The organism is Streptomyces sp. NPDC093094 (genome assembly GCF_044754345.1).
In the GTDB taxonomy this organism is placed as follows: Bacteria; Actinomycetota; Actinomycetes; order Streptomycetales; family Streptomycetaceae; genus Streptomyces.
Window position 1 is genome coordinate 63,127 of record NZ_JBIVOX010000025.1, and the last position, 19,951, is coordinate 83,077.

Sequence of the window (19,951 nt, forward strand, 5' to 3'; positions counted from 1 at the left end):
CCGCGGTTCTGTGGCCGGTCTGTTCGCCGTCCCCTCCGCCCGCAGCGGAGCGCTTCGGGTGCTTTCGCCGGGAGAGCCGGCCGGAGGTCCGGGAGTTCCACGACGGCCACTTCCCGCGCAGTCCCGCACGGTACGGCGGCCGACGAGCCTCGGCCGTTTCACGGGCACGGCCCGCCGCCCCCTAGGATTGGCTCCAAAACACACACACTCACCCCAGAGGATCGCTGCATGCCTGGCATCACGCGCGAGGAGGTCGCCCACCTCGCCCGGCTGGCGCGTCTGGAGCTGAAGCCCGAAGAGCTCGAACACTTCGCCGGCCAGCTCGACGACATCATCGGCGCGGTCGCACGCGTCAGCGAGGTCGCCGACCAAGACGTACCGCCGACCTCGCACCCGCTCCCGCTGACGAACGTCATGCGCCAGGACGAGGTGCGTCCGTCGCTCACCCCCGAGCAGGCGCTCTCCGGCGCCCCGGCCCAGGAGCAGCAGCGTTTCAAGGTGCCGCAGATCCTGGGGGAGGACTGATCCCATGACGGACATCATCAAGCTCACCGCGGCCGAGACCGCCGAGAAGATCGCCTCCGGCGAGCTCACGGCCGTCGAGGTCACCGAGGCCCACCTCGCCCGCATCGAGGCCGTCGACGAGAAGGTGCACGCCTTCCTGCACGTCGACCGTGAGGGCGCACTCGCGCAGGCCCGCGCCGTCGACGCCAAGCGCGAGCGCGGCGAGAAGCTCGGCCCGCTGGCCGGTGTCCCTCTCGCGCTCAAGGACATCTTCACCACCGAGGGCATCCCGACCACCGTCGGCTCCAAGATCCTCGAAGGCTGGATCCCGCCGTACGACGCGACGCTCACCAAGCGGCTGAAGGCCGCCGACGTCGTCATCCTCGGCAAGACCAACATGGACGAGTTCGCCATGGGGTCGTCGACGGAGAACAGCGCCTACGGCCCCACCGGCAACCCGTGGGACCTGACCAAGATCCCCGGTGGCTCCGGCGGCGGTTCGTCCGCGGCCCTCGCCTCCTTCCAGGCGCCCCTCGCCATCGGCACCGACACCGGCGGCTCCATCCGCCAGCCGGCCGCCGTCACCGGCACGGTCGGCGTGAAGCCGACGTACGGCGCGGTCTCCCGCTACGGCATGGTCGCCTTCTCCTCCTCCCTCGACCAGGGCGGCCCCTGCGCCCGCACGGTCCTGGACGCGGCCCTGCTGCACGAGGTCATCGCCGGCCACGACCCACTGGACTCCACGTCCATCGACGCCCCGGTCCCCCCGGTCGTCGAGGCCGCCCGCAACGGCAGCGTCGCGGGCATGCGCGTCGGCGTGGTCAAGCAGTTCCGCGGCGAGGGCTACCAGGCCGGTGTCATCCAGCGCTTCGACGAGTCGGTCGAGCTGCTCAAGGAGCTCGGCGCCGAGATCGTCGAGCTGGACTGCCCGTCCTTCGACCTGGCCCTGTCGGCGTACTACCTGATCGCGCCGTCCGAGTGCTCCTCCAACCTCGCCCGCTTCGACGGCCTGCGCTACGGCCTGCGGACCGGCGACGACGGCAGCCACTCGGCCGAGGAGGTCACCTCCCTCACCCGTGAGGCGGGCTTCGGCCCCGAGGTCAAGCGCCGCATCATGCTCGGCACGTACGCCCTGTCCAGCGGCTACTACGACGCGTACTACGGCAGCGCCCAGAAGGTGCGCACGCTCATCACGCGCGACTTCGAGAGGGCCTTCGAGCAGGTCGACGTGATCGTCTCCCCGACGACCCCGACCACCGCCTTCGCGATCGGCGAGCGCGCCGACGACCCGATGGCGATGTACCTCGCGGACCTGTGCACCATCCCGACCAACCTCGCGGGCAACGCGGCCATGTCGCTGCCCTGCGGCCTCGCCCCGGAGGACAACCTCCCGGTGGGCCTCCAGATCATCGCCCCGGCGATGAAGGACGACCGGCTGTACAAGGTCGGCGCCGCCGTCGAGGCCGCCTTCGTGGAAAAGTGGGGGCACCCGCTGATCGAGGAGGCTCCGTCGCTGTGAGTAAGGCACTGTCCAAGGCCAAGGGCTTCAAGAAGTCCAAGTCCGGTCTGTACCTGTCCATGGCCACCACCGCGTTCGGTGCGGTCACCGTCGCCAAGCAGGCCAAGAAGGCCCGCACGGAGAGCGACACGCTGCGCCTGATCGACGCCGCCGTGTCCGCCGCCGCGATCGTCACCGGCCTCGCCATCCTCTACCGCGAGCTGAAGCGGCTGGGCGACGACGACGTCCTGCTGGGCTGAGAGGGAAGTTTCACCGTGACCACCACGACCGACCTGGTGTCGTACGAGGACGCGCTGGCGTCGTACGACCCCGTCATGGGCCTTGAGGTCCATGTCGAACTCGGCACCAAGACCAAGATGTTCTGCGGCTGCTCGACCGCGCTCGGCCAGGACGCCAACACCCAGACCTGCCCGGTCTGCCTCGGCCTGCCCGGCGCGCTGCCGGTCGTCAACGCGACCGGCGTCGAGTCCGCGATCAAGATCGGCCTCGCGCTGAACTGCGAGATCGCCGAGTGGTGCCGCTTCGCCCGGAAGAACTACTTCTATCCGGACATGCCGAAGAACTTCCAGACCTCCCAGTACGACGAGCCGATCGCCTTCAACGGCTACCTCGACGTGCAGCTGGAGGACGGCGAGACCTTCCGGGTGGAGATCGAGCGCGCCCACATGGAGGAGGACACCGGCAAGTCGACCCACGTCGGCGGCGCCACCGGCCGTATCCACGGCGCGTCCCACTCCCTGCTCGACTACAACCGCGCCGGCATCCCGCTGATCGAGATCGTCACCAAGCCGATCGAGGGTGCGGGCGAGCGCGCGCCGGAGGTCGCCAAGGCGTACGTCCGCGAGCTGCGCGAGGTCATCAAGGCGCTCGGCGTCTCCGAGGCCCGTATGGAGATGGGCCAGATGCGCTGCGACGTGAACCTGTCGCTGCGCCCGAACGGCACCGAGAAGTTCGGCACCCGCTCGGAGACGAAGAACGTGAACTCGCTGCGGTCCGTGGAGCGCGCGGCCCGCTTCGAGATCCAGCGGCACGCGGCCGTGCTGTCCTCCGGCGGCACGATCATCCAGGAGACCCGCCACTTCCACGAGGACACGGGGTCCACCACCTCGGGCCGCGTGAAGGAGGAGGCCGAGGACTACCGGTACTTCCCGGAGCCCGACCTCGTCCCCGTGGCGCCCTCCCGTGAGTGGGTCGAGGAGATCCGCGCGGCGCTGCCCGAGCTGCCGCTGGCCCGCCGCACCCGCCTCCTCGCGGAGTGGGGCATCTCCGCCACGGACATGCAGGCGATCCTCAACGCCGGCGCGCTGGACCTGATCGTCGCCACGATCGACGCCGGTGCCGACTCCGCCTCCGCCCGCAAGTGGTGGATGGGCGAGCTGGCCCGCAGCGCCAACGAGTCCGGCAGGTCGCTGGAGGAGCTGGCCATCACTCCGGCGCAGGTGGCCCGCGTCACCGAGCTGGTCGTCAAGGGAGACCTGAACGACAAGCTCGCCCGTCAGGTGATCGAGGGCGTCCTCGCGGGCGAGGGCACCCCGGACGAGGTCGTCGACAAGCGCGGTCTGAAGGTGGTCTCCGACGAGGGCGCGCTGACCGCCGCCGTCGACGAGGCCATCGCCGGCAACCCGGGTGTCGCGGACAAGATCCGCGGCGGCAAGGTCGCCGCGGCCGGCGCCCTGGTCGGCGCGGTCATGAAGGCCACCCGCGGCCAGGCCGACGCGGCCCGCGTCAAGGAGCTGATCCTGGAGAAGCTGGGCGTCAGCGAGGGCTGAGTCCCTTCGCGTCGAGACCCTGGGGGGTGCGCCGGAATCCGGCGCACCCCCCAGGTGTGTTCAGCTGCGGCGGCCCACCACGCGCGCGAAGCCCAGGGTCCGGCCCCGGTCCTCACGCAGCATCTCGGCGACCTGTCCGGCCATCCGGACGTGCCAGTCGTCCCGGCTCTCGTCGGCGACGACCTCGCACCACAGCAGCCACTCGCGCCAGCCGTCGGTCAGCCAGTCGGCCGTCTCGACCGTCACGGCCCCGCTGCGCGTCCACTGCCGGCGCCACCAGGCGGGGGAGTGGAAGCACCAGTAGCCCGGGTCCCACCACCGCGCGAGATGGGCGGGCGGCTCGGCGCCCTCGATCTCCTCGCGCAGCGCCGGGACGACGGCCCCGATCCGTCCGCCCGGCCTCAGCAGCCGGGTCAGTGTCGGCAGATAGAGGTCGTCGGTACCGAAGTACTGGTACGCGTCGACGGACACGATCGCGTCGAAGCTCTCCTCCTCGAAGGGCAGGTCGTGCGCCTCGGCGCGCACCGGCCGCACCAGGTCGGCGACACCGGCCTCGGCGATCCGTACGGCGTTCTCCTCCGGCGCGATCCACAGATCGGCGGCCGTGACCTGGACGCCGTACTCCTTGGCGAGGAAGACGGACGTCATGGCCCGGCCGCAGCCGAGGTCGAGCACCCGGGCGCCGGACGGCAGGGAGTCGAGGCCGAGGGCCGGGGCCAGCCATTCCAGCAGCCACAGCGCGTTCGGGCCCATCTGGTTCTCGACGGCCCAGCGGGCGTCGTAGCGCGCGCTGCGCGGGCAGCGGGCGAGGGCGATCCGGTCGGTCAGATCAGTGGGGTCAGCGGGATCGGAGAGACCGGTGAGATCAGTGTGAGAGGTGTGCGAGGTCCTGGAGACGATGTCGGACATCGGTGAACGGGCTCCTTGAGTCCTGAAGAACGAGCAGGGTGGCGTCGGAGCTCGGCCGGACCTTCAAACAACGCACCTTCTTCGGCAGGGCGGCGGCGGGCAGGGGCGCGCACGGCCGCGCGGGCGGACCGGTGGACGCTAGCAGGGCCCTGCCGGACCCCGCATCCGGATTTCCCGGCCCCACCCGCTACGCTCGCCCGCCATGAGTGGACCCCCTGATTCCGGCCAAGATCGCACGGCCACCGAGCGCGACGAGCAAGACGAGCAAGACGAGCAGGGCGAGCGGGGCGAGGCGGACGAGCGGGGCGAGCACGCCGATGACGCCGACGGCGCCGAGCGGGTCGAGCACGCCGATGACGCCGAGCACGCCGGGCGGGGCGAGCACGCCGAGTACGCCGACGGCGCCGAGGGCATCGACGACGCCGAGTACGCCGACGCGCGGCGGGCCCGCTGGGCCTCCGTCACCGCCGGGGCCGCGCTGGCGCTCGCGGGGATCGCCGCGGCCGTCCTCCGGCTCACCGCCCCCGTCTCACGGCTCGTCCCGGCCGCCTACGCCCTCGGTGCCGCCGTGTGCGTCCTCGCTGCCGTCCTGGGGTCGCGGGGCCGTACGCGCAGGGCGCTGTGGCTGCTGATCGCCGGGGTGATGATCATGGCGCTGGGTGACCAGTTCGACTGACGGGCGACCGGTTTACGTCACATGTGAACAAGCACACGAAACGGCCAAAGGATCACTTCTCCCTGCAAGAGTGGCCACGGTATAGCTCATCAGTTCTTTGCGGGCCGTTCAGCACATGAGCGACTGTTCCCGGTCAAAGATCCACACGTCACCACACGGGGAGCTCGTTCGTGTCAGCCCTTGCACGCTGGTGTGTCCGGCACCGTCTGGTCGCCGTCCTGCTGTGGCTCCTCGCCTTCGGCGGGGTGACCGCGGCCGCCACCGTCGCCGGCTCGGCGTACTCGAACGACTACGAGGTCCCCGGCACCGAGTCGGGCCGTGCCACCGAACTGCTCGGGGACGGCTTCCCCGGTCTCGACGGGGACAGCGACACCGTCGTCTGGCACACCGGCTCCGGCAGCGTCCGCGCCGCCGGGGTCGAGCAGACGATGACCCGCACCCTCGACAGGATCGCCGAGCTGCCCGGGGTCGCCGCGGTGACCAGCCCCTACAAGGGCCACGGAGCGGACCGTGTCAGCCAGGACGGCCGTACCGCGTACGCCACCGTCACGTTCGAGGAGTCCGCCGAGAACCTCGACCCGGGCCAGGTGCGGGCCGTCGTCGACACGGCGAAGGCCGCCGGGACCGACACGCTCCAGGTGGAGCTCGGCGGCAACGGCATCGCCCTCACCGAGTCCTCCGGCGGCCATGTCGCCGAGATCGTCGGAGTGGCCGTCGCCGCGGTCGTGCTGTTCCTCGCCTTCGGCTCGCTCGCCGCCTCGCTGCTGCCCATCGCCACCGCGCTGATCGGCGTCGGCACCGCCTACTTCGGCATCGAGCTGCTCGGCCACGCCATGACCGTCGCCGACTTCGCGCCGATGCTCGGCATGCTCGTCGGGCTCGGCGTCGGCATCGACTACGCCCTGTTCGTCGTCACCCGGCACCGGCGCGGTCTCAAGCGCGGCCTCGACGCCGACGAGGCCGCCGTCGACGCCGTCGCCACCACCGGACGCGCGGTCGTGTTCGCCGGGGCCACCGTGTGCATCGCCCTGCTGGGCATGCTGATCCTGCGCCTGAACTTCCTCAACGGCGTCGCCGTCGCCGCCTCGCTCACCGTCGTGCTCACCGTCGCGGCCTCCGTGACCCTGCTGCCCGCGCTGCTGTCGCTGATCGGCACGCGGGCACTCAGCCGCCGCGAGCGGCGCCGCCTCGCCGAGCACGGGCCCGAGCCCGAGCTGCCCACCGGCTTCGCCGCCCGCTGGTCCGCGTTCGTGGAGCGGCACCCCAAGAAGCTCGGCGCGATCGCGCTCGTGGTCATGACGCTGCTCGCCCTGCCCACGTTCTCCCTGCGCCTCGGCTCCTCCGACCAGGGCAACAACCCCGAGACCTCGACCACACGCCAGGCGTACGACCTCCTCGCCGACGGCTTCGGCCCCGGCGTGAACGGCCCGCTCACCCTCGTCGGGGAGGTGCACGGCGCCGAGGACCGGCTCGCCCTGGACAACCTCGACAGCGCCCTGCGCTCCACCGAGGGCGTCGCCGCCGTCACCCCCGTCACCTACAACACCGGCGGCGACACCGCGTACCTCACCGTCGTCCCCGAGTCCTCGCCGCAGTCCGGCGCCACCAGCGACCTGGTCGACCGTCTGCGCACCGAGGTGCTGCCGCGGGCGGAGTCGGGCACCTCGCTCGATCTGCACGTCGGCGGGGTCACGGCCGGCTACGACGACTTCGCGGACGTGATCGTCGGCAAGCTGCCGCTGTTCGTCGGCGTGGTCATCGGCCTCGGCTGTGTGCTGCTCCTGCTGGCCTTCCGCTCGATCGGCATCCCGCTGAAGGCCGCCGTCATGAACGTCGCCGCCGTCGCCTCCTCCTTCGGGGTCGTCGTCGCGATCTTCCAGTGGGGCTGGGGCAGCGAACTGCTCGGCCTCGGCCGCGCGGGCCCCATCGAGCCCTTCCTGCCCGTGATCATGGTGTCGGTGCTGTTCGGCCTCTCCATGGACTACCAGGTGTTCCTGGTCAGCCGGATGTACGAGGAGTGGCTGGAGACCCGCGACAACCGGCGCGCGGTCCGGGTCGGCCTCGCCGAGACCAGCCGGGTGATCAACTCCGCCGCGGTCATCATGATCTCGGTCTTCCTCGCCTTCGTCCTCAGCGGCGACCGGGTCATCGCGATGTTCGGCATCGCGCTCGCCGCCGCCGTCGCCCTCGACGCCTTCGTCCTGCGCACGCTCCTGGTGCCCGCCCTGATGCATCTGCTCGGCGGCGCCAACTGGTGGCTGCCCCGCTGGCTCGACCGGCGCCTGCCCCGCATCAGCATCGAACCGCCCGAGTGCCGCGCCGCGCATGAGAAGCTCGCGGATGTCGACCGGGAGTTCGAGCAGGAACTGGAGCGGGATGTACGCGATATCGCTGGGTGAGGACGGGGCCGAGCTGCGCCCCCTGGAGCCCTGGCACGCCGAGGAGTTCCTCGCGCACCTGGAGCGGGGCCGGGAGTTCATCAACCGGTTCGTGCCCTTCGGCTCCCGTGCCGTCGACGTCGCCTCCGCGCGTGAGGCGCTCCAGCGGTACACCGACTGGCGTGCCGCCGACACCGCCTCCCTGCACGGCCTGTGGCTGGACGGCAGGCTCGTCGGCGGGGTGCTCTTCCTGAACTTCGACGCCGCGCAGGGCAACTGCGAGGTCGGCTGCTGGCTGGAGCCCGCCGCGACCGGGCGGGGGCTGGTCACGCGCGCGATGCGGGTGCTCATCGACCACGCCGTCCTCGACCGGGGCATCCACCGGGTGGAGTGGAACGCCGCCACGGGCAACACGGCCAGCCTGAACGTGGCCCGCCGTCTGGGCATGAACCGGGACGGCGTCCAGCGCGAGAGCTACCTCCACCACGGGGAGCGGCTGGACATGGAGATCTGGTCGGTCCTCGCGCCCGAGTGGCGTGCGGCCCGGCAGCGCGACGGCCGCGGCGATCGTTAAGGGACCTCTCAGACTCCGTCCGTACGGTGCGGGGCATGGGAACGAAGACTGTGGACGGGACCGGGGCGGGCACCGAGGCTCCTGAGACCGCCGAGACCGAGACCGAGCGCGCCGAGACCGCCGAGACCGCCGAGACCGCCGAGACCGCCGAGCACGCCGAGACCGCCGAGCACGCCGAGACCGCCGAGCGCGCCGAGACCGCCGAGCACGGCGAGGAGGCCGCGCAGGAGTCCGGCGAGAAGGACGTGGACGCGGACGAGGACGAGGGCCTGGCGGAGGCCGGCCCCTCCGGGGTCGGTCAGGGCGCCGGGGCCGTCGTCTCCGCCGCGCTGGGCCTGGTGTCGCTCACCGGTGGCTGGATCGGCACCGTGGCCTCCGCGCGTGAGTCGCTCATCGGCCAGATGGAGACCTCCTCGTCCTCCAGTGTGGCCACGATGGTCAAGGAGGGCTACGGCGACGCCTGGCACGCCAGTGCCCTGTGGGCCGGCGCGTTCGCGCTCGCCGCGCTGATCGTGGGCGTGGTGGTGCTGGTCCGGCCCGCCTTCGGGGCGCCCGGCAGGCCGCAGGCCCCCTGGATCAGGTCCGTCTCCTGGGCCGGTGTCTCCCTCGGCGTGATCGGCCTGCTGCTGGCCGTCCTGAAGTACACGGACGTCCTGCTCGGCCTTCCCTCCGCATAAGGGCCTTAGACGCGGGCAGAGGCTCCTCAGGTACGTCTAAGGCCCCCACCACCTCGGAAGATGCGGAACTCTCCCGATGTGGCGGACCCCCCTGGCGGACGAAGGTGGAGGCATCGCACAGAGCGAGGCCGACACCGGGCCCTCACCAGGGAGACGACATGTACGAGTACGAGATCCAGCAGATGCGTTCCGCCGAGCTGATCCGCCGCGCCGCGGACGAGCGCCTGGCCCGCGAGGCGGTCCGCAGCCGCCGGGCCGCCCGCGCCGAGGCCGAGCGCAGGGAAGCCGGCGTACGCTCCGCCGAGCCGGAGTCGCATAGCCGCCGCCCCCGCCGGCTCCGGTCACCGCGCACCGCGTGACCACGGCCACGGGCCCCGCGGCGAACCAGGCCCTTCCCGCCGCACCCCCCGGCACCGGATCCCCCGCTCCACCGGGCCCCGGCACCGGGGACCACGGCATCACCGGCCCCGACGCCGGGGACCGCCTCGGCGCCACGGCCCCCGACGCCGGAGATCCCGGCGCCGCGGGATCCGGTACGGGAAACTCCGCCCCGGCAGGCCCTGACGCCAGGGCCCTCGTCGCACCACCCCCCGGCACCGGGGGCCTCAGCACCACGGCTCCCCGCGGCGGGGGCCGGAGCAGGACCGTCGGTACCCGGGAACTTCCCTCGTCGGACCCGGGTCCGACGGTCCTGTGCGTGTCTGCCCCGCGCAAAACCGGTGCCGGTTCCGGCGGGCACCGTGCGATGCTCACTGCCGTGCAGACCAGGTCCGTCAGTCCCGTGTTCGTCGGCCGTACCGAGGAGCTGGAGGCGCTGAACCAAGCGCTCTCCCGCGCCGCCGAGGGGGAGCCGCAGGCGTTTCTCGTCGGCGGTGAGGCGGGGGTCGGCAAGACACGGCTCGTCGAGGAGTTCACCGACGCGGCCACCCGCGCCGGAGCCGTCGTCGCGGTCGGCGGCTGTGTGGAGATCGGCGCCGACGGACTGCCCTTCGCCCCCTTCTCCGCCGCGCTGCGCGCCCTGCGCCGCGCCCTGCCCGACGAACTGGCCGCCGCGGCCGCCGGCCAGGAGGAGGACCTCGCCCGGCTGCTGCCGGAGCTGGGCGACACCGGGGCCGGCCGGCACGACGAGGAGGGCACGGCCCGTCTCTTCGAGCTCACCGCCCGCCTCCTGGAACGTGCCGCGGCCGACCGCACGGTCGTCGTCGCCCTGGAGGACCTGCACTGGGCCGACGCCTCCACCCGTCATCTGCTCGCCTACCTCTTCCGCACCCTGCGCACCGGCCGTCTCGTCGTCCTGGCCACCTACCGCGCCGACGACATCCACCGCCGCCATCCGCTGCGCCCCCTGCTCGCCGAACTCGACCGGCTGCGCACCGTACGCCGCCTCGAACTCGGCCGGTTCAACCGCGAGGAGGTCGGCCGCCAGATCGCGGGCATCCTGGCCGCCGAACCCGGCGCCGCCCGGATCGACGCGATCTTCGACCGCTCCGACGGCAACGCCTTCTTCGTCGAGGAACTCGCCGTCGCCGCCCGCGAGGGCTGTCCCACCGGTCTGACCGACTCCCTGCGCGACCTGCTGCTCGTCCGGGTCGAGGGGCTGCCGGACACCGCCCAGCAGGTCGCCCGGATCGTCGCCGAGGGCGGCTCCACCGTCGAGCACCGGCTGCTGTCGGCCGTCGCCGGCCTCGCCGAGGACGACCTCATCGAGGCCCTGCGCGCCGCCGTGAACGCCGGCATCCTCACCCCCACACCCGACGGCGACGGCTACCGCTTCCGCCACTCCCTGGTCCGTGAGGCCGTCGCCGACGATCTGCTGCCCGGCGAGCGCGCCCGTTTCAACCGGCGTTACGCGCTGGCCCTGGAGGCCGGCCCCACGCTGGTGCCCGCCGACGAGCGCGTCACCCGCCTGGCCAGCTACTGGTACCACGCGCACGACGCCGCGAAGGCCCTGCCGGCCGTCCTCGACGCCTCCGCCTCCGCCCGCGGCCGCCACGCCTACGCCGAGCAGCTGCGGCTCCTGGAACGCGCGATGGAGCTGTGGGACACCGCTCCCGAGGACACCCGGGCCGCCCTGCGCCTCACCGACTACACCGAGGCGTTCTGTGGCTGCGACCCCGAGACCGCCTCGCTCGGCTTCCTCGACCTGATGGCGGAGGCCGCCCTCGCGGGACGCTTCTGCGGCGAACGCGAACGCGCGCTGAAGATCACCAAGCGGGCCCTGCGGCTGCTGGAGGACGAGCACGAACCCCTGCGCGCGGCCTGGTTCTGGATCCAGCGCTCCCGGATCGTCCAGGCCCAGGCCCGCGGTGACGGCCGGGCCGAGCTGGAACAGGCCCAGGAACTGGTCCGCGGTCTGCCGCCGTCGGAGGTGCACGCCGAGGTGCTGGTCAGCGCCGCCAACTGGTCGATGCTGCACGAGCCCGGCCCCGACGCCCTGGCCGCCGCCGAGCGGGCCGTGGAGTACGCCCGCATGGTGGGCGCCCGCGAGATCGAGCTCAACGCCCGCGTCACCCTCGGAGTCCTCGTCGTCGACGCCGGTGACTCCGCCGCCGGGCTCGCGGAACTGGCCGAGGTCAAGGAGCTCGCCCTGCGCGAGGGCATCGCACCGGTCGCCGGCCGCGCCTATGTGAACCTCCCGCACGGCCTGGACGCCGTCGGACGCTCCCAGGAGGCCGTCCCGATCCTGCGCGAAGGGACCGAGTACACCCGGAAGTTCGGCCTGCGGCACTCCGAGGCATGGGTGTGGGCGAACCTCGCCGAGACCCTGTACGCCCTTGGCCGCTGGGACGAGTCCGCCGACGCCGCCACCGCGGCCCAGCATCACGGCCAGGGCGCCAAACCGCAGGGCTCCGCCGCCATGGTCCTGGCCCAGATCGCCCTGGCCCGCGGCGACATGGCCGAGGCCGTCCGGCAACTGGCCTCCGCGCACTGCCACTTCGGGACACACGACGCCATGCCCCAGCAGTGGCTGCCCCTGACCACCCTCGCCCTGGGCCTCGCCGCGCGGGAGGGCCGTCTGCCCGACGCCCGCACCGCACTCGTCCGCGCCCTGGAGTCCGGCCTCCCGCCCGGCACCCAGCTCTACGGCTGGCCGCTCCTGGTCGCCGCCGCGACCGCCGAGGCCGACGCCGCCGAAGCGCCGCCCGCCGGACCCGTGCCGGCCGGGGACGGGGAGGAGGCGCTGGAGCGGATCGCGGACGCCGCGAAGGGCATCGCCACGAGCGCGCCCGTCTGGCTCGCCCACGACCTGTGGGTACGCGCCGAGCTGCACCGCGCCCGGCACGGTGCGGATCCGGACATCTGGTCGCAGGTGGTCACCGCCTTCGAGCGGCTGGAACGCCCCTACGACCTCGCCCGCGTCCGGCACCGGCTGGCCGAGGCCCTGCTCATCACCGGCACGGGGCCGGCCGACGAGGACCGCGACCGCGCCACCGAGCTGCTGCGTCTGTCCCTCGCGGCCGCCCGCCACCTCGGCGCACGTCCGCTGGCCGAACGGATCGCGCGGCTCGCCCAGCGCGCCCGCCTCACCCTCGACCGCACCGCTCCGCCGGCCCTCGCGGCCGCCGACCCGGCCGAGGCCCTCGGCCTCACCGGCCGGGAGCGTGACGTCCTGCGGCTGGTCTCCGCGGGCCGCACCAACCGCCAGATAGCCGAGGAACTCTTCATCTCCCCGAAGACGGCCAGTGTCCACGTCTCCAACATCCTCGCCAAGCTCGGTGTCTCCGGCCGGGGCGAGGCGGCCGCGGTGGCCCATCGGCTCGATCTGTTCCCGCCGGGGGCGGCATGACGGCCGGTGGCGCGACAATGGGCGAAGACCGCAGTCGGCCCGGGAAGGACGAACGATGTTCAATGCCTTTGAGGAGCTCTTCGCCCCGGGCCGCAAGCACACCCATGACGAGCGGAAACGGCTGGAGCTGAGCCGGGAGGACGTCGGCGACAACGATCCCGGGCGCGGGCCGATAGACCTCGCGTCCGGAAAGGTGGTCGTCAGGGCCTCCGGCCCGGCCGGCACCCAGGAGGAAACCGGCCGACCGTGAGGCGGCCTGTTCTAGCTCACCTCCAGCTCCAGGATCCGGTCGTCCCCGTCCTCGGGTGAGCCGCGCCCGTCGGTCTCGCTCGTGACCAGCCAGAGCTTGCCGCCGCCCGCGGAGACGACCGTGCGCAGCCGGCCGTACTCGCCTTCCAGGAACGACTGAGGGTCGGCCGAGGCCGCCGTGCCCTTCAGCGGGATGCGCCACAGCCGCTCGCCGCGCAGACCCGCCATCCACACGGAGCCCTCGGCCTGGGCGATCCCGCTGGGGGACGCCTCCGAGGTGTGCCACTGGGCCAGGGGATCGACGAAGTCGCCGTCGCCGGAGCGGCCCTCGGTCTCGGGCCAGCCGTAGTTGCCGCCCGGCCGGATCGCGTTGAGCTCGTCCCAGGTGTCCTGGCCGAACTCCGCGGCGAACAGCCGCTGTCTGTCGTCCCAGGCCAGGCCCTGCACATTGCGGTGGCCGAGGGAGTACACCGGGGAGTCGGGGAAGGGGTTGCCCGGTGCCGGTTCGCCCTCCGGGGTCAGCCGGAGGATCTTGCCGCCCAGGGACTCCTCGTCCTGGGACAGGCCGGTGTTCCCGCTCTCGCCGGTGCCCGCGTACAGCATCCCGTCCGGACCGAAGGCGATCCGGCCGCCGTTGTGCACGAAGCCCTTGGGAATGCCCTTGAACACCGTGTCCGGCGCGCCCAGTTGTTCACCGGCCGGTTTCTTCGCGTCGTACAGCATCCGCACGATGCGGTTGTCCGAGGCGGAGGTGAAGTACGCGTAGACCATGTGGTCCGAGGCGAAGTCGGGGGACAGCGCGATGCCCAGCAGCCCTCCCTCGCCCTCCGGGGACACCCCCGGCACCTCGCCCAGCTCGGTCTTCGCGCCGGTCGCCGGGTCGACCCGGGTGATCGTGGCCTCGTCGCGAGAGGAGACCAGCAGGCCGCTGTCCGGCAGGGGGGCCAGGCCCCAGGGGGTGTCCAGGCCCTCGGCGACGGTGCGGACGACCTTCACCGAGCCCTTCGCCGGAGGCGTCTTCTCGGCGGGCCCCGGCGAGGGCGAGCCCGTCGCCGTACCGCCGGATCCCCTGCTGCTCGCGCCGCCCGGCGGATCGCCTCCGCCGTCGCCGGAGGAGCAGCCGGCCGTCAGCAGGAGCGTGGCCGCGGCCAGCACGGCCGTCACAGCTCGACTTTGCACGATCATGGTCCCTTCGACGCGGCGCCTTCCCTCTCTCATACACCGCTCGCGCCCCGCGGGTTCCCGATCCCGGCACCTCGCCCCACGGCACGCGGGCCCGTCAGTCCCAGGATCCCCGCGCCGGAGGCAGTCCCGCCAGCTCGGCCAGGTCCTGCGGCGTCAGCAGCAGCTCCGCCGCGCCCGCGTTCTCCACCGCCCAGCGCTTCCGCTTCGTCCCCGGCACCGGGACCACGTGCCGCCCCTGCGCCAGCACCCAGGCGAGCGCCACCTGCGCGGCGGTGACCCCGTCGCCGTGCCGGGCGGCCACCCGGCGCAGCCCGGCGACGACCGGCTGGTTCGCGGCCATCATCTCGGCGGTGAAGCGGGGGTGGCGGGCCCGCATGTCGTCCGGCTCGAAGCCCTCGCCGGGTGTGAGCGTGCCGGTGAGGAACCCGTTGCCCAGCGGCATCGCCGCCAGGAAGCCGATGCCGCGCGCCGTGCACCAGGGCAGCAGCGTCCGCAGCGCCTCCGGCGACCACACCGACAGTTCCGCCTGGACCGCGCTCACCGGGAAGACCTGCTGCACCCGCTGCAACTGCCGGACCGTCGTGTCGTACAGCCGCGTCCCGGGGCGGCGGCCGCCGCGCACACCCACCGCGCTCAGGCCCAACGCCCGCACCTTGCCCGCCCGGACGAGCTCCGCCATCGCGCCCCAGGTCTCCTCCACCGGCACCTCCGGGTCGGCGCGGTGCAGGTGGTAGAGGTCGATCACGTCCGTCTGCAGGCGCCGCAGGGACGCGTCGCAGGCCCGCTTCACATAGCCGGGGCGGCCGTTGGCGACGATGTGCTGCTCGCCGACCAGCAGACCGACCTTGGTCGACACGAAGGCGTCCCCGCGCCGTTCCTTCAACACCCGGCCCAGCAGGAGCTCGTTGGTGAACGGCCCGTACATGTCGGCCGTGTCCAGCAGCGACGAGCCCGCGTCGAGCGCCCCGTGCACCGCCCTGAGCGACTCGTCGCCGCGCTGCCGCGACGTGCTGTACGCCCAGTTCATCGGCATGCACCCGAGCCCGACGGCCCCCACCGAGAGCGCCCCCGCGCCGATCGTCCTGCGGTCCACCTGGTCGTGACCCTCCCTCTCTTGGCACCCCAACCTAACCTCTGTGCCCCGTGCCCCTGGCATAGCCTCCTGACCATGACTGCTGACGTGTGGCTGCCCATCCCGCCGGACGAGATCGAGGGCCTTCCCGAGGGGCTGAACTACCGCTTCTGGGACGGCGGCGAGGACGGGGAGCAGGAGTTCCCCGCAGACCCCGCGGACTGTGTCGTGTACGTCGTGCCGTACATGAAGCGCTACCCGGTGAAGGTGCGGCCGCTGGCCCAGCTGTCCCACCTCCGTGTCGTCCAGACGCTGACCGCGGGCGTCGACGACGTCCTGTCCCGGCTGGACGACGTGGTGCCGGGTGTGCAGCTGTGCAACGCACGCGGGGTGCACGAGGCAAGTACGGCCGAGCTGGCGCTCACGCTCACGCTGGCCTCCCTGCGCGGCGTACCCGGCTTCGTACGGGCCCAGGACCGCGGCCACTGGCAGGGCGCCTTCCATCCCTCGCTCGCCGACAAGAACGTCCTGATCGTCGGGTACGGGGCCATCGGCGCCGCGATCGAGGACCGGCTCGTGCCCTTCGAGGTGGCGCGGGTCGCGCGGGTCGCGCGCTCGGCGCGCACGACGGCGCGCGGTCCCGTGCACCCGATCGCCGAGCTGCCCGGCCTGCTGCCGGAGGCGGACGTCGTCATCCTGTCCACCCCGCTCGACGACAGCACCCGGGGCCTCGTGGACAAGGACTTCCTCGCCCGGATGAAGGACGGCGCCCTGCTCGTCAACGTCGCCCGCGGGCCCGTCGTCGACACCGGGGCGCTCCTCGCCGAACTGGAGAGCGGTCGTGTCACCGCCGCGCTGGACGTCGTCGACCCCGAGCCGCTGCCCCCGGGCCACCCCCTGTGGCACGCGCCCGGGGTGCTCGTCAGCCCGCACGTCGGCGGTCCCACGTCCGCGTTCCTGCCGCGCGCGAAGCGGCTTCTCGTGGGGCAGTTGCGGCGATTCGTGAACCGGGAGCCCCTGGCGAACGTGATCCTGACGACGGGAGAAACCGGCGTGTGATCCGCCGCGGGCACCCTCCGCAGTCCCCCGGATGCGGGCGGTACCCGCATCGCCGCTGGTCGTCACGGAGCGTAGAGAAGCTATGTCCCTGAGTGACGAGACTGGTGTATCGTCCCGACAGGGGCTGCGCCGCGCACCGATCGGCGCCGGGGACGGACATTTCAGACTGTGAGGGGGGCGACGGGCGATGCACGGCCTATGGACGAACGATCCGACGCGGCGAGGCCGCCGGCGGCGGCCCTGGACCGCTGCCGCGCGCAGACACGACTGCCACACCGGTCACGGCCACCACAGCCGTCACAGCAGCCACCGCAGGCTCAACGGCCGTCGGCGGCAGACGCATCCGGCACACCGCTCCCCGAAGGGCGCGGCACGGACCGGGAGCGACCGGTGAGCTCGCCGCCGCCCACGACCACTCTCGACACAGCGCTGCGGGGCAGGCCGACGCCGGCCTCGCCGGCGCGCGGGCCGGCGGTCGGCGGCGGTGGAGCGAGCCCGGCCCGCAGGCTGGCCCTGGCCCTGGCGTGCGCCGCGTACGCCGTCGGCTCCGCGATCGGCTGGGGATCCGAACAAGTCGCCCTGATCATGGGTGACTTCGGGCTCAGCGCGGCCGCGGGCGCGGCGGCGGTCTCCTGCTTCCTCTACGCCCGTGACCCCCGGGTCCGCTTCCGCCCCGCCTGGCTGCTGTTCGCCCTCTCCTCGGCGATGGCGGCCCTGGGCAACCTGGTCTGGGGCTGGTACGAGGTCGTCCTGGACCGGCCCGTGCCGAGCCCCAGCTACGCCGATCTGTTCTTCCTGTGCTTCGCGCCGCCCGCCATCGTGGGGCTGCTGGTCCTGGCCAAACGGCCGGTGACGAAAGCGGGCTGGGTCTGCCTCGCGCTCGACGCCTGGCTGATCGCGGGCTCCCTGCTCACCCTGTCCTGGAGCCTGGCGCTCGCGCAGACCGCCCGGGCGGCCGACGGGGCGAGCGTGCCGCACACCGCCCTCTCGCTCGCCTACCCGCTGCTCGACATCGCGCTGGTGAGCATGGTGCTCGCGCTGCACTTCCGGCGCTCCGGCGCCAACCGCTCGGCGATCAACACCGCGATCGGCGCCCTCGCCCTCACCGTGATGTGCGACGCGCTGTTCACCTCGCCGCTGCTGCACAACGCCTACCGCTCCGGACAGCTGCTGGACGCCGGCTGGTTCGCCGGATCCCTGCTGCTGGCGTACGCCCCGTGGGCCGCGCCCCGGCCGGCCGGCCACGAGGACGACGAACCGCACACACGCGTGGTCCACGAGCATCTGCCCGGAAAGCGCGGCGCCGCCCAGCACCTGCACCGCACATCCCACGATCCCGGCCGCTACACCGCCCGGCCCATCACCGGCTCGCTGGCGGCGCTCACCCCGTACCTGGCGGCGGCGGTGTGCACCCTGGGCATCATCTACAACGTCCTGCACGGCCGCAGCGTCGACCGCGTCGTGCTGCTCACCGCCGGCACCGTCGTGCTCGCGCTCGTGGTGCGCCAGGGCATCATGCTGATCGACAACATCACCCTCACCCAGGAACTGGCGCAGAAGGAGAACCACTTCCGCTCCCTGGTGCAGGGCTCCAGCGACGTCATCATGATCGCCGCGCCCAACGGCATCCTCCGGTACGTCTCCCCGGCCGCCGCCGGGGTCTACGGACGCTCCGCCGAGGATCTCGTGGGCACCGAGCTGGCCGAGCTGATCCACCCCGAGGACCTGGGCTGCGTGGTGCACGAGGTGCGCCGCTTCCTCGCCGCCAGCCCCCTCGAGGAGGCCACCACCCGCATCGAGTGCCGCTTCAGGTCCGGTGACGACGGATGGCTGAACGTGGAGTCCACCGTCAACCGCCACCACGGCGGCCTGATCTTCAACAGCCGGGACGTGACCGAGCGGGTGCGTCTGCAGGCGCAGCTCCAGCACAACGCCGAGCACGACCCGCTCACCGACCTGCCCAACCGGGCCCTGTTCACCCGGCGGGTGCAGCAGGCCCTGTCCGGCCGCCGCTCCACCGACCGGGGCACGGCGGTGCTCTTCATCGACCTGGACGGCTTCAAGGCCGTCAACGACACGATCGGACACCAGGCGGGCGACGAACTGCTCGTCCAGGCCGCGCGCAGACTCCATGAGTCGGTCCGGCAGTCCGACACCGCCGCGAGGCTGGGCGGCGACGAGTTCGCGGCACTGATCGTCGGGGACGGCGGCCGGGACCGGACGGCCCGTGAACGGCACATCCTGGAGCTCGCCGACCGCCTCAGGCTCAGACTGTCGCAGCCGTACGTCATCGACGGCAACGATGTCCGCGTCGCCGCCTCCATCGGGGTCTCCTTCGCCGAACCCGGCCTCGGTGCGGGCGAGCTGCTGCGCAACGCCGACCTCGCGATGTACCGGGCCAAGTCGGCCGGCAAGGGCAGGGTCGAGCTGTACAAGCCGCAGATGCAGCAGGACGTCGTCCGCAAGGCGGAGCTGGCCACCCGGCTGAGAGCCGCGCTGCACGACGGCGAGTTCACGCTGCTGCACCAGCCCGTGGTGTGCCTGGAGGACGGCCGGATCACCTCGGTCGCGGCGCAGGCCCGCTGGCGCTCCTCACAAGGGGTGCTGTTCACGCCCGCGGAGTTCCTGCGGGTGGCCGAGGACAGCGAGAAGACCGCCGAACTGGGCCGGTGGGTGCTGGAGGAGGCCGTCGAGCAGGCCGCCGAGCGCACCGCGACCGGGCTCGCCGTGCCCGTGGTCGTCCGGATGAACGCCCGCCGGCTGCTGGACCGCTCCCTGCCGCTCGGCTCGGTCGAGACGCTGCTGACCCGGCACGGGCTGCCCTCGGGGGCGCTGGTGATCGAGCTGTCCGACCCCGACCCCCGGGTCGGCCTGGACGAGCTGGAGCGGCGGCTGGGCGCCCTGAAGCGGCTCGGCGTCCGCATCGCGCTCGACGGGTTCGGCAACGGATTCGCGGCGATCACCGCCCTTCGGCGGCTGCCGGTCGACATACTGAAACTCGACCGCGGTCTCGTCGAGGGTGTCGTCGAGTCCGCGCGGCTGCACAAGATCACCGGTGGGCTGCTGCGCATCGCGGGTGATCTCGGGCTCCAGTCCGTGGCCGACGGGGTCGATCTGCCGGAACAGGTGGTCGCCCTGCGTGCGATGGGCTGTACGCACGGGCAGGGCATGGCCTTCGCCGGACCGCTGGACGAGTACCGCCTGCGCCGGGCGCTCAACTCCGGCCGCTACCCGGTGCCGCACGGCCCGGCCGAACCCGCGTTCGCCGGCGGAGGAGGCCGCGGCTACGAGGGCGTGACCACCGTCTTCGGAGGCGGGACGGCTCTCCGCTCACATAATGAGACTCCCGTCCCACCCACTTGACAGTAGGTGCGCGCCGGGGGGAGGGTCAGTGCCATGCGCACCCGAATTCTCGTACTTGGAAAGCGCGTCGGCTGAAGCTGGTGACGTCCGGACCGACCCGGGCTCCCGGCAGACCCACCCGGCGCGCTCCCCTCGCTTGCCTTACGGCACGAGGGGTTTTTTGTTGCACAGGACAAGCTGTACAACAGCCGCAAGCCGCACGAACTTCGCAAAAACCCTCAGCATCGAGA

At 72.7% G+C, this 19,951-nt stretch carries 16 protein-coding genes; 13 read left to right on the forward strand and 3 right to left on the reverse strand.

What is annotated here, in order from left to right; translation table 11 throughout:
• Nucleotides 1-228 precede the first annotated feature (228 nt).
• From gatC to gatB, 4 genes are read left to right on the forward strand one after another with little or no spacing between them, the layout of a single operon-like run.
• Nucleotides 229-525, forward strand: coding sequence for an Asp-tRNA(Asn)/Glu-tRNA(Gln) amidotransferase subunit GatC (gatC, locus tag ACIQGV_RS35265; RefSeq protein WP_386383472.1), 297 nt, complete (start codon nucleotides 229-231; stop codon nucleotides 523-525).
• A gap of 4 nt (nucleotides 526-529) precedes the next feature.
• Nucleotides 530-2,023 (forward strand): Asp-tRNA(Asn)/Glu-tRNA(Gln) amidotransferase subunit GatA, encoded by a 1,494-nt coding sequence (gatA, locus tag ACIQGV_RS35270; protein WP_402502425.1) that lies wholly within the window; start codon nucleotides 530-532, stop codon nucleotides 2,021-2,023.
• On the forward strand, nucleotides 2,020-2,262 hold the full coding sequence (locus ACIQGV_RS35275) for a hypothetical protein (RefSeq protein ID WP_402502427.1): 243 nt from the start codon (nucleotides 2,020-2,022) through the stop codon (nucleotides 2,260-2,262). The genes gatA and ACIQGV_RS35275 overlap by 4 nt, the downstream gene beginning before the upstream one ends.
• A 15-nt stretch (nucleotides 2,263-2,277) precedes the next feature.
• Nucleotides 2,278-3,792, forward strand: coding sequence for an Asp-tRNA(Asn)/Glu-tRNA(Gln) amidotransferase subunit GatB (gene gatB / locus ACIQGV_RS35280; protein WP_402502430.1), 1,515 nt, complete (start codon nucleotides 2,278-2,280; stop codon nucleotides 3,790-3,792).
• A gap of 60 nt (nucleotides 3,793-3,852) precedes the next feature.
• On the opposite strand, the gene ACIQGV_RS35285 is transcribed toward gatB, so the two are convergent.
• On the reverse strand, nucleotides 3,853-4,701 hold the full coding sequence (locus ACIQGV_RS35285) for an SAM-dependent methyltransferase (RefSeq protein ID WP_402502434.1): 849 nt from the start codon (nucleotides 4,699-4,701) through the stop codon (nucleotides 3,853-3,855).
• A gap of 202 nt (nucleotides 4,702-4,903) precedes the next feature.
• On the opposite strand from ACIQGV_RS35285, the gene ACIQGV_RS35290 reads away from it, so the two are divergent.
• The 7 genes from ACIQGV_RS35290 to ACIQGV_RS35320 all read left to right on the forward strand — a co-directional run bounded on the left by ACIQGV_RS35290 (nucleotide 4,904) and on the right by ACIQGV_RS35320 (nucleotide 13,043).
• Entirely contained in the window at nucleotides 4,904-5,377 is a 474-nt protein-coding gene (locus tag ACIQGV_RS35290) for a hypothetical protein (RefSeq protein ID WP_402502437.1), read from the forward strand.
• Nucleotides 5,378-5,547: 170 nt separating this feature from the next.
• On the forward strand, nucleotides 5,548-7,776 hold the full coding sequence (locus tag ACIQGV_RS35295) for an MMPL family transporter (RefSeq protein WP_402502440.1): 2,229 nt from the start codon (nucleotides 5,548-5,550) through the stop codon (nucleotides 7,774-7,776).
• Nucleotides 7,754-8,329, forward strand: a complete 576-nt coding sequence (locus tag ACIQGV_RS35300; protein ID WP_402502443.1) for a GNAT family N-acetyltransferase — start codon at nucleotides 7,754-7,756, stop codon at nucleotides 8,327-8,329. Before ACIQGV_RS35295 ends, ACIQGV_RS35300 begins: the two co-directional genes overlap by 23 nt.
• Nucleotides 8,330-8,364: 35 nt before the next feature.
• Nucleotides 8,365-9,006: a hypothetical protein gene (locus tag ACIQGV_RS35305; protein ID WP_402502446.1), complete on the forward strand. Its 642-nt coding sequence runs from the start codon at nucleotides 8,365-8,367 to the stop codon at nucleotides 9,004-9,006.
• Between the two features lie 158 nt (nucleotides 9,007-9,164).
• Nucleotides 9,165-9,365: a hypothetical protein gene (locus ACIQGV_RS35310; protein WP_402502450.1), complete on the forward strand. Its 201-nt coding sequence runs from the start codon at nucleotides 9,165-9,167 to the stop codon at nucleotides 9,363-9,365.
• A gap of 386 nt (nucleotides 9,366-9,751) precedes the next feature.
• Nucleotides 9,752-12,793, forward strand: a complete 3,042-nt coding sequence (locus ACIQGV_RS35315; protein ID WP_402502453.1) for an AAA family ATPase — start codon at nucleotides 9,752-9,754, stop codon at nucleotides 12,791-12,793.
• A 55-nt stretch (nucleotides 12,794-12,848) separates the two neighbouring features.
• The gene (locus ACIQGV_RS35320) at nucleotides 12,849-13,043 is read left to right on the forward strand and encodes a DUF6191 domain-containing protein (protein WP_402502456.1); all 195 of its coding nucleotides are present in this window, start codon (nucleotides 12,849-12,851) and stop codon (nucleotides 13,041-13,043) included.
• Nucleotides 13,044-13,054: 11 nt separating this feature from the next.
• Here ACIQGV_RS35320 and ACIQGV_RS35325 read toward each other — a convergent pair whose 3' ends face one another.
• Together ACIQGV_RS35325 and ACIQGV_RS35330 are read right to left on the reverse strand one after the other, a co-directional pair.
• Nucleotides 13,055-14,260, reverse strand: a complete 1,206-nt coding sequence (locus ACIQGV_RS35325) for a PQQ-dependent sugar dehydrogenase (RefSeq protein ID WP_402502459.1) — start codon at nucleotides 14,258-14,260, stop codon at nucleotides 13,055-13,057.
• A gap of 61 nt (nucleotides 14,261-14,321) precedes the next feature.
• A complete protein-coding gene (locus ACIQGV_RS35330) occupies nucleotides 14,322-15,320 on the reverse strand; it encodes an aldo/keto reductase (protein ID WP_402502462.1) in 999 nt (332 codons plus the stop codon).
• 75 nt (nucleotides 15,321-15,395) lie between these two features.
• On the opposite strand from ACIQGV_RS35330, the gene ACIQGV_RS35335 reads away from it, so the two are divergent.
• The gene (locus tag ACIQGV_RS35335; protein ID WP_402502465.1) at nucleotides 15,396-16,358 is read left to right on the forward strand and encodes a 2-hydroxyacid dehydrogenase; all 963 of its coding nucleotides are present in this window, start codon (nucleotides 15,396-15,398) and stop codon (nucleotides 16,356-16,358) included.
• 390 nt (nucleotides 16,359-16,748) lie between these two features.
• Nucleotides 16,749-19,721, forward strand: coding sequence for a putative bifunctional diguanylate cyclase/phosphodiesterase (locus tag ACIQGV_RS35340; protein WP_402502468.1), 2,973 nt, complete (start codon nucleotides 16,749-16,751; stop codon nucleotides 19,719-19,721).
• The last annotated feature ends 230 nt before the right edge of the window (nucleotides 19,722-19,951 follow it).

What these genes read in the sequence shown, in the direction of transcription:
- gatA (WP_402502425.1), top strand. Translation starts at nt 530, where the DNA reads ATGACGGACATCATCAAGCTCACCGCGGCCGAGACCGCCGAGAAGATC.
- ACIQGV_RS35290 (WP_402502437.1), top strand. Translation starts at nt 4,904, where the DNA reads ATGAGTGGACCCCCTGATTCCGGCCAAGATCGCACGGCCACCGAGCGC.
- ACIQGV_RS35285 (WP_402502434.1), bottom strand. Translation starts at nt 4,701, where the DNA reads ATGTCCGACATCGTCTCCAGGACCTCGCACACCTCTCACACTGATCTC.
- ACIQGV_RS35320 (WP_402502456.1), top strand. Translation starts at nt 12,849, where the DNA reads ATGTTCAATGCCTTTGAGGAGCTCTTCGCCCCGGGCCGCAAGCACACC.
- ACIQGV_RS35310 (WP_402502450.1), top strand. Translation starts at nt 9,165, where the DNA reads ATGTACGAGTACGAGATCCAGCAGATGCGTTCCGCCGAGCTGATCCGC.
- gatC (WP_386383472.1), top strand. Translation starts at nt 229, where the DNA reads ATGCCTGGCATCACGCGCGAGGAGGTCGCCCACCTCGCCCGGCTGGCG.
- ACIQGV_RS35325 (WP_402502459.1), bottom strand. Translation starts at nt 14,260, where the DNA reads ATGAGAGAGGGAAGGCGCCGCGTCGAAGGGACCATGATCGTGCAAAGT.
- ACIQGV_RS35335 (WP_402502465.1), top strand. Translation starts at nt 15,396, where the DNA reads ATGACTGCTGACGTGTGGCTGCCCATCCCGCCGGACGAGATCGAGGGC.
- ACIQGV_RS35305 (WP_402502446.1), top strand. Translation starts at nt 8,365, where the DNA reads ATGGGAACGAAGACTGTGGACGGGACCGGGGCGGGCACCGAGGCTCCT.
- ACIQGV_RS35315 (WP_402502453.1), top strand. Translation starts at nt 9,752, where the DNA reads ATGCTCACTGCCGTGCAGACCAGGTCCGTCAGTCCCGTGTTCGTCGGC.
- ACIQGV_RS35300 (WP_402502443.1), top strand. Translation starts at nt 7,754, where the DNA reads ATGTACGCGATATCGCTGGGTGAGGACGGGGCCGAGCTGCGCCCCCTG.